This window comes from Rosistilla oblonga (genome assembly GCF_007751715.1).
GTDB lineage: Bacteria > Planctomycetota > Planctomycetia > Pirellulales > Pirellulaceae > Rosistilla > Rosistilla oblonga.
The window spans coordinates 1,090,830-1,105,326 of sequence record NZ_CP036292.1; the positions used below are offsets into that span (position 1 = coordinate 1,090,830).

A 14,497-nucleotide genomic window follows, 5' to 3' on the forward strand; every position below is an offset into this window, starting at 1 on the left:
TTTCGCTCCGCGAAAACGCGTTAGCCAGCCGCACTTTCGCGGAGCGAAACGCGACACACTCGCCGGCCGCACAGCGTGCTCCGCCGATATCATAACTTCAATCGAAGCTTTCGATCGCTTCGGTCGCCAGGAAATTATGGCACGATGCGAAAGCGAATTGGGTGCGACGTGGAGCGGGATGTCGACGAGGGTTCCAGCCAGGCGGCTTGGCCTCGCGTCGGAGCGTTGTATTGCGAATCGGTTTCATGCAGTCGCATGTTTTCGAACCGGTTCTCCGTTTCGAAGGAGAAGTAAAACATTCGTTCGCCGTTTGCCAGGCGACGGACATGGTGGAACCTGGACGTGTCCAACCAACTGAAGCCTTCGAGCGTGTACGGCAACCGGCAATCCTCGCTGATCATCTGGGTTTCAAACGTGCCGTCATCGCGGAGGATCGCTTTGTGCATTTGAATCGCCTGCATCGCGCCGCGCTGCCGCGTCAGGTAGCGGAAGGTTTTTCCGTCGAGCGTTGCAAATCCGATCACTTCGTTGCCGATCCCACAATCTTCACTTAACAGCGTCGAATCGAAAGTCCCGCGCGAGCTCAACCTGCTCTTCATCAACGCAACCGTCCCCGACGGATTGTGATGCAGATGATAAAACGTCTTCCCGTCGGCGGTTGCGATATCGATCACGTCGCGGCGGATCAGACAGTCCTCGGCCAGCAATGTCGATTCGAGTCTTGCCCCTGCCACTACGCGCTCTCGCAGCAGTGAAATCTTGCCATCGGCCTGTTGTTCCAGCCGTGCGGTCCAGATCGGCGTCTCATCGCTCGCGGTGACTTCGATCTCGTAGATCCCATCGCCGTCGGCGTCAGCTGGCATCGCGTCGCGCATCTTGCGATCGAAGACAAAAACTCCTTGCGTCGTCATCTTGACCAGATCGCGATCGGCGCCTCCGGTGACCGTCAGGCACAAACCATCGTACAGCCGATCGGAGTCGTCGCTGACGTCGATCGCCCACGCGCCGGCTAACTGCTGACGCGACAGGACGATCGTTTGGCCATCGGGTTCGAAGATGAATTCGTCGAATTGCGGCGGTTCGTTTTCGTTGCCAACTCTAACCACCATCGGCTGATCGGCGATGCGGAGCGAATAGAGATTGTCCATGTTCCGATCCAGCGGGACTTCGTAGTCGGGAGTCTGCCGGAATCGCAGCTGCCGCGTCGCGGGATCGATCTGGAAGCATTTGGCATCGTCACCGCTGAGCGTCGTCTGGCTGAGATCGCCATATCGCTCGGGGACCAGCCCGACCGAATCGCTTCCCTCGAGAACGTTCAAGACGATTTGGTCGCTGCGATTGACGATCATGTTGGCTGCGACCGGTTTCATGCTGGTCGTCAGGCTATCGTCGGTGGCGCTTGCGACAAACAGCCCGGCGATCGCCAGCAACAGCGCAGTGGTCGTCGCCGCCACGGTCCGCGACGAAGCGTGGCTCGATTGAGGGCTGTGCTTTTTCGCTAACGCATTGAGGTCATCCGCCATTTCCGCGGCGGTCTGATAACGGTCCTCGGGCTCGCTGGCGACAGCTTTTAAAACGATCCGTTCCAGTTCGACAGGCAGCTTGGGATTTGTGTTCCGCAGAAAACCTGGCTTGGCAACGGCGAGCGCGTCGCGGGTCGCCGAGTTCATTTTCTCAAGCGTGACCAGTTCGCAAAGGGTCAGTCCTAACGAAAAGGTATCGCTGCGCTCGTCGGAGATTCCTCGCAGTTGTTCGGGAGCCATGTAGCGAGGTGTGCCCACGGCGTGATACATGCTTGTCAGGCTGTTGTCGTCGAGCGTCCGCTTGGCCAGCCCAAAGTCGGTGACCCACAGTTTGTTCGTTGAGTCGATCAACAGATTGGCTGGCTTCACGTCGCGGTGCAGGATCTGTTTCGCGTGGGCATGGGCCAGCGCGGCAGCGGCTTGGCTGCCCAGTTGAGCGATCAGGTGCCAGTTGTCGCGCAACTGCTGCAGCAAACCAAAGGCTGCGATGTCGGTGACGCTGCTGTCGGCGTGCGACCCCGCGTGCTCTTCGTTGGCGACCCGCACGACGTCGGCCAGATTAGGACCGTCGATCAACCGCATCGTATAGAAATGGTGTTCCGCCGATTCGCCAAACTCATAGATCGGCACGATGTTCGTGTGGTGCAAACTGGCGACCGCACGCGCTTCGTGCTTGAAACGCTGGATCCCTTTTTCGTCCAATCGCTCCGACGAGATCACTTTGATTGCGACGCGTTCGCGGAGCGTGTCGCACTGCGCTTCGTAGACCAACCCCATCCCGCCGACGCCGATCTGACGGACGATCGGGTAGCCCCCGATGCGATCGGGAATCTGCTGCATCGTCGGCAGTTCGCCCGACGTGTTGGCGTATTCGTCCAGTTCCATCATCAACGGAAAGACACGCAATATGTCCGCCGCCTGCTCCGGAAACTGCTTCGAAAATTCGGCAACACTCAGATCGTCAGCATCGACCCGCTGCTCTTTGAAGCGGGCCCAAAGCTGTTCGATTTCGTGCAGCTGAAGGTCGGAGGCGTTCACGATTTCTCTTCCCGTCGAATCTTCGACGCTTTTGGTGGCCTGCTTGTTTGTTGTCGGATGCGTTTTAATGCGGGAGTGAAAATTCCTAAGACGACAGCTGTCGTCATTGGGGTTTCCGTTGGTGGGTGGATCGGAAGCGGAGTGCTCACCGGATGGAATGGGATGACTTCCGACGGGCCGCGTTCGGCTTCCGCAGGAATCCAATCGGTTCGCGTCGCGTCGGGAGTCTCCTCGGACTGATTGGAGTCGTTCCGCTGGTGGAGCGTTTTGTTGTGCGCGTACAGCCCCGCTGCATCACCGGTATCCATCGGATGCCCGCTGGCGTTCCGCGGTTCCGGTTCGCTTTCCGTATGCCACGACGTATGGTCCGACTTGGCGACGCTGGAAGCGTCCAGATGCTGAATCGAGAAACTGATCTTTTGGTGAGCAGTCGCACCGGCAGTACCAAGCACGCCGGGCAGCAGGTCCTGTGCGTTTGAGGCTGCCATCGATGGTGAGTCTTCAAGCAGCGGCTCACCCACCGCACCGATCGACGATTCGAAGCGGTGTTCCTCCACCTCTTCCGAAAACGCCGCGAAGGTGGGCGGCAGGTTGAGGTTGGCAGCGACGGAGCCAGTTGTTGCAGAGTGGGGCAACAGATTCGCTGGGTCGATCGAACCGCGGAACTGCTGATTCAGATCGGTTGTCGAAACGACAGGCTCCGCAGCGGGCGGAGGATCTGCGGATTCGTTGGTTTCGGATGCCGTGTGGTAATGGACGACAGTTGGGAACGCCGCGGCAACCTCTACGCTCGTCGCCGGTGCAACCGTTCGCTCGATCGGCGCGGGAGCTGCGTCCCAGGTCGACAGTGCCTGCGTTTCTGCGGCTGCTGGAGCGCGGCTGGCTGCGGGGGCCGTTACGCTAGCGATTGCCGGGCTGCTCACGTCAGTTGACGCCCACTCGATCGAAACCGTTGGGGCAACGGAAACCTTCGCGGTCGCGGGGGTCATGATTTTTGCGGATGCTGCCACTTCCGCTGCCGCAACTTCCGTGGCCAGCGACGAATCTGCTGAAACGATTGGGGAGGTTGGCGTTTGCATTGCTTCGCTGGCAGACTGACTTGCCAAGGCGAACGGCGCTGATGATGCTGCGACTGTTTCGTTCGATTGAGTCGTCGCACTTGTTGTGCTCTCTGGCGGTGCGACGCGGAGTTGTGGGGATGCGGCTGGTGCGGCGGTGACGTGGGAGTGATCGGTTGTGCTAACGGCGACCGCAACGTCGGCTGCCGTTTGGGCAGCATGGATGGTCATTGTGTCGAGAGTTGTCACGACGTGAGACTTCATCGCGCTAGCGGTCGCGGCGATGAAATCCAGTGCCGCAGTCACTTCCGACGCTACCGTCATTTCCACCGTCGAATCCACAGTTGGATCGTTGGCGGCGACAGTTGAGGTGAGCTTCGGAGTTGCGGCGGCGTCCGGCTTAGCTGCGACGCCAGTGGGTGTGTCTGCGATAGAATGCGTTGTTGATGCGGTGCCGCTGTCGGCCAACCGGTCCGCTGTCGTGGCTGTGTCGCTCGGAGCGTTGAATGCTGCGAGGTTGTCGGCCAAGATAGCTTCCGATTGGGACGTCGGCTTTGCAGCGACCGCGTTGTCGAGCTGTGGCTGAACGGTATTTGTGCGAATTTCGTTACCAATCGCTGCCGAATCCGATGGAGGATTGGCGGCTGAGTTTGTTGCCTTGCTGGTTTGCAATTTGGCAACGTCCACTGGCGTGGGCGCTTCGTTCGCGGCTGCCGCGACGCTGTCGATAGCTGCTGCGTTGGTTGGGCTAGGCAGCTCGCCATCGCTGGTCGATGTCGTCGCTTGCTCGTTTGGCGTTGCGGGTGCGGGGACGGAGTCGACCAATTGCGCCGGAGCTTCGGGAAGCGATCGAGCGAGCGAAGCGTCGATGCTGAGGGTCAGCGGAGTTTGAACGAGTTGAATTTCGGCGTCGGCTTGCACTGTCAGAACGTCGTTCGTCGAAGCAGTCGCGGGCGGAGTTGGTGATGCATCGCCCAGCTGTGTTTGCGACGTCGATTCTCGCTGCGGCGACGCTTCGGTTCGCGCGACCTCGGTCACCAGCGAGACTCCGACGATCGTTTGCGGATGTGACGCCGCGGCGACGGGTGCGGTTTGCTCGAGACCGACATCGGCTGAGACTACAGCCGTCGCTGCCTCTGAATCCGCGGCCGGTCGTTGGGCGGCTACCAGTTGCACATCGGCAATCTGAAGACTTTGCGAATCGGCGGCCTGGGAAGTTGATGCGTCTGCGAGCTGCTGGAGATCGGTTGTTTCAGAGACGGGAACGCTGCCCGTGTCAGCGGTCCGTGTGTTGGATAGGTCGGCGACAGCCAGCGATTCGTTTGGGATCGGCTCTGCGATCGTCGAGGCAGTCGGCAGCGAATCGCTCTCGGTTCGTTTCGCCAAACCGTTGGGCAGAGACTCCTGTTTTGCCAGCCCCGCCGGCAATTCGTCGCGTTTCGCCAAGCCGGCTGGCAGGTTCGGATCGACCGCTCGCGGCGATTCCTCCAGCACCATCATCGATGCAGGTGTGTTGGATGCAGGTGCGGACGTCAGGTTATCGAATGTTTCGACGTCAGCCGATGAGAGTGGCGGCAGCGAATCGTCGACCGACGTGTTGTTGACGAATTCGACTTCGCTGAACGCGGCCAGTTCGTCGTCGACATGCAGATCGTCGATCTGCGGGGCGGCTTCGACGCGGGCCGTCAGCACTTCTCTTTCGGCCTGTTCCGACGGTGCAACATTTGTGCTCGTCGTGTTCACAAGCCGAGTTTCCGCGGTCGCCATCGGAGCCGGAGCCTGAGCCGGAGCCTGCTGCGACACATCGTCTGTTGCCGTTGCGACATTGTTTGGTGCTGGCGCGGTTGTGCTCGGTGCCCTCTCGGACGCTGCGGGTGTTGCAACGGCTGGTGGACTGGTCACAACCGACGCATCCTTGGGCTCCGCCGCGTCAGCGACGTCGCGTTCATCGCCACGATCCGCTTCGCTTGCGACGGCTGTTCCGACAGGCTCGATTTCCGCCTTGGCTGTTTCGATCGACTGGCGATTGTTTTCCGAGGCTTCGGTTTCGCTGGCGACCGCTATCTGTGGCGAGGAAGCGATGTTGGTTTCGGCGGCTGTGCTGCTGCTTGGATTGGCGGTTTGGGGTGACGGTGCTGCAGAGCTGCCTAAGGGAAGAAGGCCGACGACGGTTTGTCCCAGCGAAGCGACGGTGGAGACCGCCTTGTTCGCCGTGTTGGTAGCGAGTTCGACAGTCGTTTGCGCAACATCGGTTACGCTTTGGACAACCGATGGTGTTTCGGATCCTGCGGTTTCGGACTCGGTTGTCGAGGCTTCGGTGCTGCTGTTTGCGGCAGCTGCCGAGCTGGGGGCTGCTGCTGCGGTTCCGGTTGCTGGCGTTTGGGGACTGTTTTCAGTCGAGCTTGCGGGACTGGAGGCGTCGCTTGCAGGAACCTGTTGCGGCGTGGAGGAGCTGGCGGGGTTGGAGGCCGACTCCGCAATCGAAGGCTGCGATGTAGAGCTGGCGTCGGACGCGACAACAGGGGCTGCGGCGGTAAGTGGCGTGCCAGCGAGCAGTTGCCGAGGTTCGAGCGGTTCAGCAAACGACACGTCGCGCAGTCGATTTTGTCGTTTACGAAAAAGCATAGCGAGCGTAATCTAGAGTTGAACCGAAGCAAGCCTGGGACTCTAGGATAGTTGCACAGTTAGCTTTGGGGTGCCAGCGGCACCAAAAATAGCGACATTTCTAGCTTTGTAGCTCGCCGCCCTTCTCCAAATAAGAATTCCATGAACGCAGGACCTGCCGACCAACGCGGCCCCGGAATCTCCCGCTGGAAGCTGGTTGGTGCTTGCTGCGCGTTGGGGGCGTTTTTCGTCCCCTTGCCCGCTGGTTCGCAACGCCTTGACCAGCTCTACAACTTCTCGCATCTACTGGTGTTCGGCGGACTTGCGTTCATGATGATGCAGGTCTTCGTCGGCTGGGGATTTTGGCGAAGGGTTGCCTTTACGCTCAGCAGCGTGCTGGCGCTCGGCGTTGCGATCGAACTGATTCAGCCGTTTTTTGGCCGCCGGGCGAGCCTTCATGACGTCATTAACGATCTGATCGGTGGCGTCGTGGGAATTTCGATCGCCGCAGCGTTTCGCTGGGCGACGCTGATGTACAGACCTTCGGATCAATCCTGAAGCGAAATCGTTTCCTGCATCGCAACCGGAAGCGTCGATTCTGAGTCGGTATCGTCGTGCGCTGCCGATGAATTCGCTCTCCGGACCAGGTACCACATCGCTCCATTGACCATCATGATCGCCAACGCTGCGATGATCCCCTCGGCGATCAATTTGTTCGTCAGGCTCTCGACCCGCGCGATCGTCTTGCTCAAGCGGAACTGGACCAACACGATCCAGTCGGTTTGGCCGCCGTTTCCTTCTCCCGATTTCGGTAGATGCACAGGTTGAACCGCAGCGATCCAGTTGCCTTTAAAGCCCTCGCCATCGTGTGCCGCGGCGATCGGATCGTGGTAGTTGATGTCCCCGCCAGCCAGCAGTTCGTCGAGGACCGCATTGCCAACTTGGAACCGCTCATCCTGATGTCCTTGATGCCGCGATTGATGGTTTTGCATCCAGGGATGCTGAAGAATCGTTCCTCGCAGCGGCCCCGGCCGGGCGTCGACTAAAACTCCGATCACGTCGTATTCATCGTCTTCGCGAACCCGAAACTGTTCGAAGTCGCCGAAGTTGGTGGTGGCCACCAAGACGCCGTCGATCTGGTCGTCGCGGCTGCTGGAGTCGTCCAGGTTGGGCAACCGGATCGGCGTGCTGACAGCGACCTTCCAGACTCCCGTCGCCGTGCTCTGAAACGCCGTCGATAGATGTGTCTGCTGGATGATCTGGTCGATCTCTGCGGGAGGCGTTCCCTTGGGAAGGTCTTCCTTGAGGCCAGTGAAGTAGGTCCGGAAGGCGTAGTTGCGGCCCCGGCTGTTGGTTCTGCGAGTAATCGGCGCCGAGTGAGCAAATCCGATCATCGTTCCTTGGCTGTCGGTGACAAACATCGTCGCCAACTTGGGAACGCCCGGATGCGTTTCGGCCAGCTGGTTGTAGTGGTCCAACCGTTCCGTTAGATGATCTTCCAGCGGTTGGCCCAGTTTCTGATCCAGGATTTCGTCGCGCGCCGCCTCGGGCTGCTGCTGCGCCGCGATCTGCCGGCGCAGCTCCTTCAGCCTCGGCTGCTGCAATGCATCGGTCAGCGTTTCGGCAAGCTCGGGGCTGGAAGCTTCCAGCGACACGAGATCGAAATAAGAACGCAGTTCGATCTCCAACGCGCGGGCTTTTTCGCCGGCCACGCTCAGGTTCGTCTTGCTGCGTTCTTCGCGCATCGCCGTTGTAAATTGTTTCCCCGTTTCGCGGATGCTACGGATCGCGTACAGCCCCATCGCGGTCAGCAGTAGCAGCGGCCCGACAAGCCCCAACAGGATCAATGGCCGGCGAGCCTTCGACGCGTTCCGCTCGTCGATCGCTTCGACCAATTGCTGGACGTTCGCGTACCGATGCTCAGGATCGGGAGCCAAGCAGCGTTGCAGGATCTGTCCCAGTCGGCGATCGACTCCCGCAACTTTTTCGTGCCCCGTTGGCGGCCCAGATTGGCAAATTACATCGCGATATTTTTCGAGCCGCTTGTTCAGCGAACCGGCGGTGTCGATCTGATCCAGCAGCGCTCCTTCGCGATGCGGCGCCGTGCCGGTCAACATCCGGTACAAGATCGCCCCCAGACCGTAGACGTCCCAGCGGACATCGGGGGACGCGTCGAGGTCGGCTTGTTCGGGAGCCATATAAAACAGCGTCCCCAGCGCCGGCGACTGTTCGTGCGACAGTCGGCTCTGACCGAAATCGGCCAGCCGCGGGCGAAGCTCTTCATCCAACAGGACGTTGGCCGGTTTCAAATCGCAGTGCAGGATCCCCTTGCCGTGGGTATGGTTCATGCCGATGCAGATCTCGCGGAACAACTGCACCGCTCGTTCGACCGGCAATCGGCCGCGCTTGTGCAACAGATCTTCCAACGATCCGTTTTCGATCAGCTCCATCACATAATAGGGCGGCTCGCTGTCCCAACCGACTTCCAAGACTTGCACGATGTAGCTGTCGGCACTCAGCGCCACCAGATTCTTGACCTCACGACTCAACAGCGACCAATTGACCCCACCGCGATGCAGATAGAATTTGATCGCCACGGGGCGACCCGTATTGAGGTCCCGCGCCACCCAAACCTGACCAAACGCACCGGCACCAAGGAATCGCTCGATGCGATATCCTGGTACTTCGGCTGGTGGCGTCGTCGTTTGCAAGCTCAGCTTCAGAGCATCCTGCTGCTCGCCCGTCGACTGTTGCTCGGTATAATCATCTGCCATTTACAGTGCAATTCCTTTGAATCCGTGGATCACAATGTCTCTGGCTCGCATTCTATCACTTTGTTGCGCGATCGGCTTGACCACCGTTTGGTGGGTCGGCCTGGTCGATGCTCAACAACCTGCAACAACTCCCGTCGAAATCGATTCGCCCCAGGAACAGCTTTTGATGCCGTTGGATGGCCGCGACGGACGCGAGCTACTGTTGCGGAACTTCCGTCCGAAATCGCGGCTCCGCGTTCCCGAAAATCCTCGCGACGCAGCCAAGTTCCCTGTCGTCGATGTCCACACGCATCTCTCCTATCGTTTGAAAGATGATCCCGAGGCGCTCGACGCGTTTGTCGAATTGATGGACCGCAACAACATCGCCGTCTGTTGCAGTCTCGACGGCCGCTTGGGCGATAAATTGCAGCAGCACATGCGTTATCTATGGACCAAATATCGCGATCGCTTTGTGATCTATGCCAACGTCGATTGGCAGGGCTCCGGGGATGCGGACGATCCGGCGACATGGGCCTGCAACCAGCCGGGGTTTGTCCGCCAGACGGTGATGCTGTTGGAGGCGGCGGTCGAACAGGGCGTCAGCGGTCTGAAGATCTTCAAGGGCTTTGGGTTGGGATACCGCGGCGAGGATCGCAATCTGTTGGCGATCGACGATCTGCGGTGGGATCCGATCTGGGAGGCGTGCGGCCGACTGGGGCTGCCGATCATCATGCACGTCGCCGACCCAGCCGCCTTCTTCGATCCGATCGACCCGCAGAACGAGCGTTGGGAAGAACTCAGCCGCCATCCCGACTGGAGCTTCCACGGCGATGACTTCCCGTCGCGCGAGGCGTTGCTGGAGGCGAGAAACCGCGTGATTGAGCGGCATCCGAAAACGAAGTTTATCGGCGCCCACGTGGCGAACAACGCAGAGGATCTGGAGACCGTAGCCGCGTGGTTGGATCGCTATCCGAACCTATCAGTTGAATTCGCTTCGCGGATCGGTGAACTTGGACGCCAGCCCTATTCAGCCCGCGACTTCATCATCAAGTACGCCGATCGTGTGATGTTTGGAACCGATGGTCCCTGGCCCGAGACGCGGATCCGGCTGTACTGGCGGTTTCTGGAGACCCGCGACCAATACTTCCCGTATTCGGAAAAAGAGTTTCCGCCGCAGGGGCTGTGGCAGATCTATGGGCTCTATCTACCCGACGACGTGCTGCGGAAAGTCTATTCGGAAAACGCAGCCCGGCTGATTCCAGGAGTCCGTCAGCGACTCGGTTCGTAACGCACGAACTCCCTTCCCCTCGAACTTCGCTTCGCTTGTTCTCCGTTTATTCCGCTTCATTGTCGGCGCCGGAAAATTTGAAACTAAAGACATCTGCGTCTTGGAGTTCGAATCGCAATCGGATCGGTTTGCCCGCCAGGGACGACACGTCTTGCGTCTTGTTCCAGGTGACGGTTCTTGCGATGGTGTCTCCGAAGATTTCAGGGCAATCTTGCATTGCGAAGCCGTCGATCGGCTTTCCTGCTTCGTCTTGAATCTCGATTCGAACCGTGCCTGCGGCTGAGGTTGCGAAGTTGAGTTCCAACCGCGTTCCTTCGAAGGTAAAAGGCCTAGTCAAGAGCGAGCCGCCCGTCCAACCAGCCCGCGCCGATACAAATCCGTCTTGCCGCAAGGTGTAGCGGCGGACCGATGTGGAATCGCCTTGCCAATAGCCTTCGGTGGCGTAGAGCGAGATGTCGTCGGGGGCGCCGTCGAGGTCCGATTGCGTTTGCAGCATGCCCCAAAAGATGAAGTTGTCGCCGTAGACCCAAGAGTCAATTGAGGAAGGGCCGGGCTGGATGAAGGCTTCACCCCAACGGGAAAAGCTCTCACCATCGCGACTGGTCATAAACGCTGCATCGGTCACCGTGGTGCCGTAACGAGGATGTTGCTTGGCACGATACTCACGCTCTTCAAGCCCCGGCAACTGTTTCATCGATGGCGACCAACCGCGGTCGACATAACGCATTGGAAAGCCCATGAAGATATGCGGCGCTCGGTAATAGGGCTGGATCTGATTCGTATACAACGCCTGTTCGGGGGCGCCGGGGTATTCGAGCCATTGCGGTTCGGGGAAACGACTCGGATCGGTCGATGTCGCCGTCATGATGCCCCGCACGCCCTCGTCGAATTGACGGTGGTACTCGCGATAAACCTTCCCCACCGAATCCCAAAACATGAGGTTCTGGGAATCGAAGGCACCAACGGTGGTAAAGGGTTTCTTGCTCTTTAAACGAAAACGGACACCATCGGCAGAGACCATCAGGTACAGCCCCCTAGGTTTCGTTCCAAAGATCACGATCTTATATCGTTCCTCCTCGGGGCAATCGGGATTGGTGTCTTTGAAAGTGGCTGTGTGGGCGGGGCTGCCACCGATCTCAGCGACCATCTTGGCGTCGAGGATCAAGTTGTTCTTCGTCGATCCTTCAAACTCGACGATGTCCAGTTCGGGCCGCGTCCAGTGGATGCCGTCGTGACTCTCGGCCAGACACAGCGTCTCCCACGAGTTCTTCTGTTTCTCGTAGGCTTTCGATGCAGTGTGGTGACCGCCGCGGTAGTACATTCGAAAACGGTCGCCATCGCGGAAGACGCTCTGGTAGGCACTTCCGTTTCCCTCCCATGGCGCGTCGGTGCGAAAGACGATCTCTCGCCGCTGGGGGCGGTTCAATTCGAGCCGGACGCCGTCGAGTCGGTCAATCAGATAATCATCGACGAACAGTTCACGTCGCGAACCAATATCGATCGGATTCGATTTAGCGTTCCCCGGTTCGTCAGCGCCCGCCGTCGGCCCCACTCCCGCGTGACCGGTCGCTGCGATGCCCAATACTGCCGCCGTCTTCATCCAATCGCGTCGCGTATGCATTTTGGTTTTTCCATTCAAAGGGTGCGGAAGTCGATGTGAACTAACGTTCGTCCGGGCGTCGATCGCTCGATTATACAAGTCCCGGGAGGGGAATGCGTGACTTGCCATCTTCTGTCGGCGTCACTGCCATTTAAAGGTTTTGCAGAGCCTTAAACACAAACTCAAGAGCCTGCTTTGTGTCGTCGTAGGTGGTGCTGTGGCCTCCATCGGCACGATGAAGGCTGAGGACGTGACAATTCGTATGTTGTACTTTTTCAACCAGTCGCAGCACGCTGTCAGCCGGCACGATCTCGTCGCCGCCGCCGGTTGTTGCTGCCAGCGGCATCGTGAATCGGTCGGGAGCAAATTCAGCGCTACGGCGACGGTATTCGTCGGGGACCTGCTGTTTTGTGCCGCCATAAGATTCCGCGATCGCATCGAGGAACCGCTCGTATTCGACAAGGTTTGCTGTTCCGTTCAGGGAGACAACGGCATCGATCAGGTCGGGATGCAAGGCCGTAAACGTTAACGCTCCCGTTCCTCCCATCGAACCACCGCACAGGATCACACGCCCGATACGAAATTCACCTTTCATCGATTCGATGATCTGCACCACATCCGCTTCGGCCTTCGGTCCCATCCAAGAAGTCTTGGCTCGATAGTCGGGCGAGACTAGCAACGCACCGCGGGTTGCTGCTACGTCGCGGACCGCTCGGCACTCGCCGCGATCCTGCCGAACGAACTGCCAGCGATCGGAACCGTGACCATGCAAAGCAATGATTAAGTCGACACGTTGATCGGAGCTGAACGCGTCGGGCGTGACGAGGACGTATCGCTGTTCGGAGCCATCACATGTGGCGATGAACGTGTGGTCTTCAACCGTCGCCGCGCTGAGGTTGCCCAACGCCAGAATGGAGATAAACGCGGTGCAACACCCAACGATCACTGATCGCGACACAAGACCGTTCAGTAGAAATCGCGTCAGCATGGTGGGATGTGCGGGAGGCGGGGCGGGAGCAAGCACTTCGAAGTAGAGAATGTACGCGGACTCTTTTACGAATGCAATGAATTTCTCTACGGTGGACAGAGTTGTTGGCTTTTCCAAAGTGGATCGTCACGGGAATTGGTGACTCGAAGTTGAATGGCTGGTCGCAGCGGTCTACGATGATTTGGCACTAACCCTCCACTCAATTTGGAATCCCACCTCATGTCCAATCGCTTCGATAGTAAGAACCATCCGGTCGGGAGTTGTCGACTTTCGCGGCGAAAATTCGTAGCCGCTGCAGGAACCGCAGTTGCTGCACCGACGATCGTGTCGAGCTCGGTCTTGGGTGCGAATCCACCGAGCAACCGCATCAACGTCGCTCTGATCGGGTGTGGGAATCAGAGCCGAGTGGATTTGCCGAGCATGCTGCGACAGCCCGATGCACAGGTCGTCGCGGTGTGTGATGTTAATCGAGGCAGTAGCGGCTATGCCCGTCCGGAACATTTCTTGGGACGCGAACCGGCGCAGAAAAAGGTCAACGACTACTACGCCCAAAAAACACGGTCGGGTGAGTACAGTGGTTGCGACGCCTACAGCGACTTCCGCGATGTGCTGGCCCGTGACGATGTTGACGCGGTTATGATCGTGCTGCCCGATCACTGGCACGCATTGGCTACTATCAAAGCCTGTGAAGCCGGCAAGGATGTGTATTGCCAGAAACCAATGTCGCTGACGGTTCATGACGGACAGCAGATGGTCAAAGCGGTTCGCCAACACGGACGTATACTGCAAACCGGAAGCCAGTATCGTTCCAACGCGGTCGTTCGCCGAATGTGTGAACTGGTTCGCAACGGTCGAATTGGCGAAGTGAAGCGAGCTGTCGCCATCATCAACGGCAGCGGTGCCGGACCAGGACCGGGGTGGCAGGAAATGCCCGTGCCCGATGGATTTGATTATGACATGTGGCTGGGGCCAGCACCCGATGCCCCTTACCATGCCGACCGCTGCCTTTACCGATTCCGTTTCCTGCAGGAGTATTCAGGCGGTCAGGTCACCAACACGGGCGCGCACTCGATCGACATTGTCCAGTGGGCGTTGGGTAACGACGGCACGGGGCCCGTTGAATTTGAAGATCAAGATGGAATCGTCTGGCCACCAGCGGGACATCTCTACACGACCGCGATGAAGTCACATTTCCGGGCACGTTACGCCAATGGCGTTGAATTTGTCTGCCGGACCCAGGCTCCCGGTTTCGGTGCCCGGATTGAAGGTACCGAAGGTTGGGTGCAGTTCTCTGTCAACAATATGAAAGAGGTCGAAGCCTCGAGTGAGGCGATCAAGAATTCGGTTATTGGTCCCGATGAAATCCGTCTACCCGTTAGCGGGAATCACTACCGCAACTTCCTCGATTCGGTCAAGTCGCGACAGGAGCCCATTGAACCGGTCGAAGCGGGGCATCGCACAGCCACGATCTGCCACGCGGGTAACATCGCCATGCAACTCAAACGAAAGCTGCAATGGGATCCCGAGCAAGAGATGTTTGTCAACGACGACGAAGCCAATCAGATGCTGCGCCGGCCGTATCGTAAGCCTTGGCAGATTGATGGAATTGAAAGTTAGGGTGTCGCAAAATTCTTATGCAACGTTG

General features: G+C 58.8%; 8 protein-coding genes. 3 read left to right on the forward strand and 5 right to left on the reverse strand.

Annotated features, from left to right (window positions below; translation table 11 throughout):
• Positions 1-134: 134 nt before the first annotated feature.
• Complete coding sequence (locus CA51_RS03885) at positions 135-2,561, reverse strand: serine/threonine protein kinase (RefSeq protein WP_145117965.1); 2,427 nt, start codon at positions 2,559-2,561, stop codon at positions 135-137.
• Positions 2,558-6,244 (reverse strand): hypothetical protein, encoded by a 3,687-nt coding sequence (locus CA51_RS03890; protein ID WP_145117967.1) that lies wholly within the window; start codon positions 6,242-6,244, stop codon positions 2,558-2,560. Before CA51_RS03890 ends, CA51_RS03885 begins: the two co-directional genes overlap by 4 nt.
• A 141-nt stretch (positions 6,245-6,385) precedes the next feature.
• Between CA51_RS03890 and CA51_RS03895 the strand changes: the two genes are divergently transcribed.
• The gene (locus CA51_RS03895) at positions 6,386-6,781 is read left to right on the forward strand and encodes a VanZ family protein (RefSeq protein ID WP_145117969.1); all 396 of its coding nucleotides are present in this window, start codon (positions 6,386-6,388) and stop codon (positions 6,779-6,781) included.
• Here the strand turns inward: CA51_RS03895 and CA51_RS03900 are convergent.
• Entirely contained in the window at positions 6,772-8,997 is a 2,226-nt protein-coding gene (locus tag CA51_RS03900; RefSeq protein ID WP_145117971.1) for a serine/threonine protein kinase, read from the reverse strand. The genes CA51_RS03895 and CA51_RS03900 overlap by 10 nt on opposite strands.
• A 166-nt stretch (positions 8,998-9,163) precedes the next feature.
• On the opposite strand from CA51_RS03900, the gene CA51_RS03905 reads away from it, so the two are divergent.
• The gene (locus CA51_RS03905) at positions 9,164-10,264 is read left to right on the forward strand and encodes an amidohydrolase family protein (protein WP_338052350.1); all 1,101 of its coding nucleotides are present in this window, start codon (positions 9,164-9,166) and stop codon (positions 10,262-10,264) included.
• 46 nt (positions 10,265-10,310) lie between these two features.
• Here CA51_RS03905 and CA51_RS03910 read toward each other — a convergent pair whose 3' ends face one another.
• A complete protein-coding gene (locus CA51_RS03910) occupies positions 10,311-11,885 on the reverse strand; it encodes a hypothetical protein (protein WP_197451581.1) in 1,575 nt (524 codons plus the stop codon).
• 130 nt (positions 11,886-12,015) lie between these two features.
• Complete coding sequence (locus tag CA51_RS03915) at positions 12,016-12,852, reverse strand: alpha/beta fold hydrolase (protein ID WP_145117975.1); 837 nt, start codon at positions 12,850-12,852, stop codon at positions 12,016-12,018.
• A gap of 219 nt (positions 12,853-13,071) precedes the next feature.
• On the opposite strand from CA51_RS03915, the gene CA51_RS03920 reads away from it, so the two are divergent.
• A complete protein-coding gene (locus CA51_RS03920) occupies positions 13,072-14,469 on the forward strand; it encodes a Gfo/Idh/MocA family protein (RefSeq protein WP_145117977.1) in 1,398 nt (465 codons plus the stop codon).
• Positions 14,470-14,497: the final 28 nt, after the last annotated feature.

Excerpts from the sequence above, each read along its gene's own strand:
- CA51_RS03890 (WP_145117967.1), bottom strand. The coding sequence starts at position 6,244 with ATGCTTTTTCGTAAACGACAAAATCGACTGCGCGACGTGTCGTTTGCT.
- CA51_RS03895 (WP_145117969.1), top strand. The coding sequence starts at position 6,386 with ATGAACGCAGGACCTGCCGACCAACGCGGCCCCGGAATCTCCCGCTGG.
- CA51_RS03900 (WP_145117971.1), bottom strand. The coding sequence starts at position 8,997 with ATGGCAGATGATTATACCGAGCAACAGTCGACGGGCGAGCAGCAGGAT.
- CA51_RS03905 (WP_338052350.1), top strand. The coding sequence starts at position 9,164 with ATGCCGTTGGATGGCCGCGACGGACGCGAGCTACTGTTGCGGAACTTC.
- CA51_RS03910 (WP_197451581.1), bottom strand. The coding sequence starts at position 11,885 with ATGCATACGCGACGCGATTGGATGAAGACGGCGGCAGTATTGGGCATC.
- CA51_RS03915 (WP_145117975.1), bottom strand. The coding sequence starts at position 12,852 with ATGCTGACGCGATTTCTACTGAACGGTCTTGTGTCGCGATCAGTGATC.
- CA51_RS03920 (WP_145117977.1), top strand. The coding sequence starts at position 13,072 with ATGTCCAATCGCTTCGATAGTAAGAACCATCCGGTCGGGAGTTGTCGA.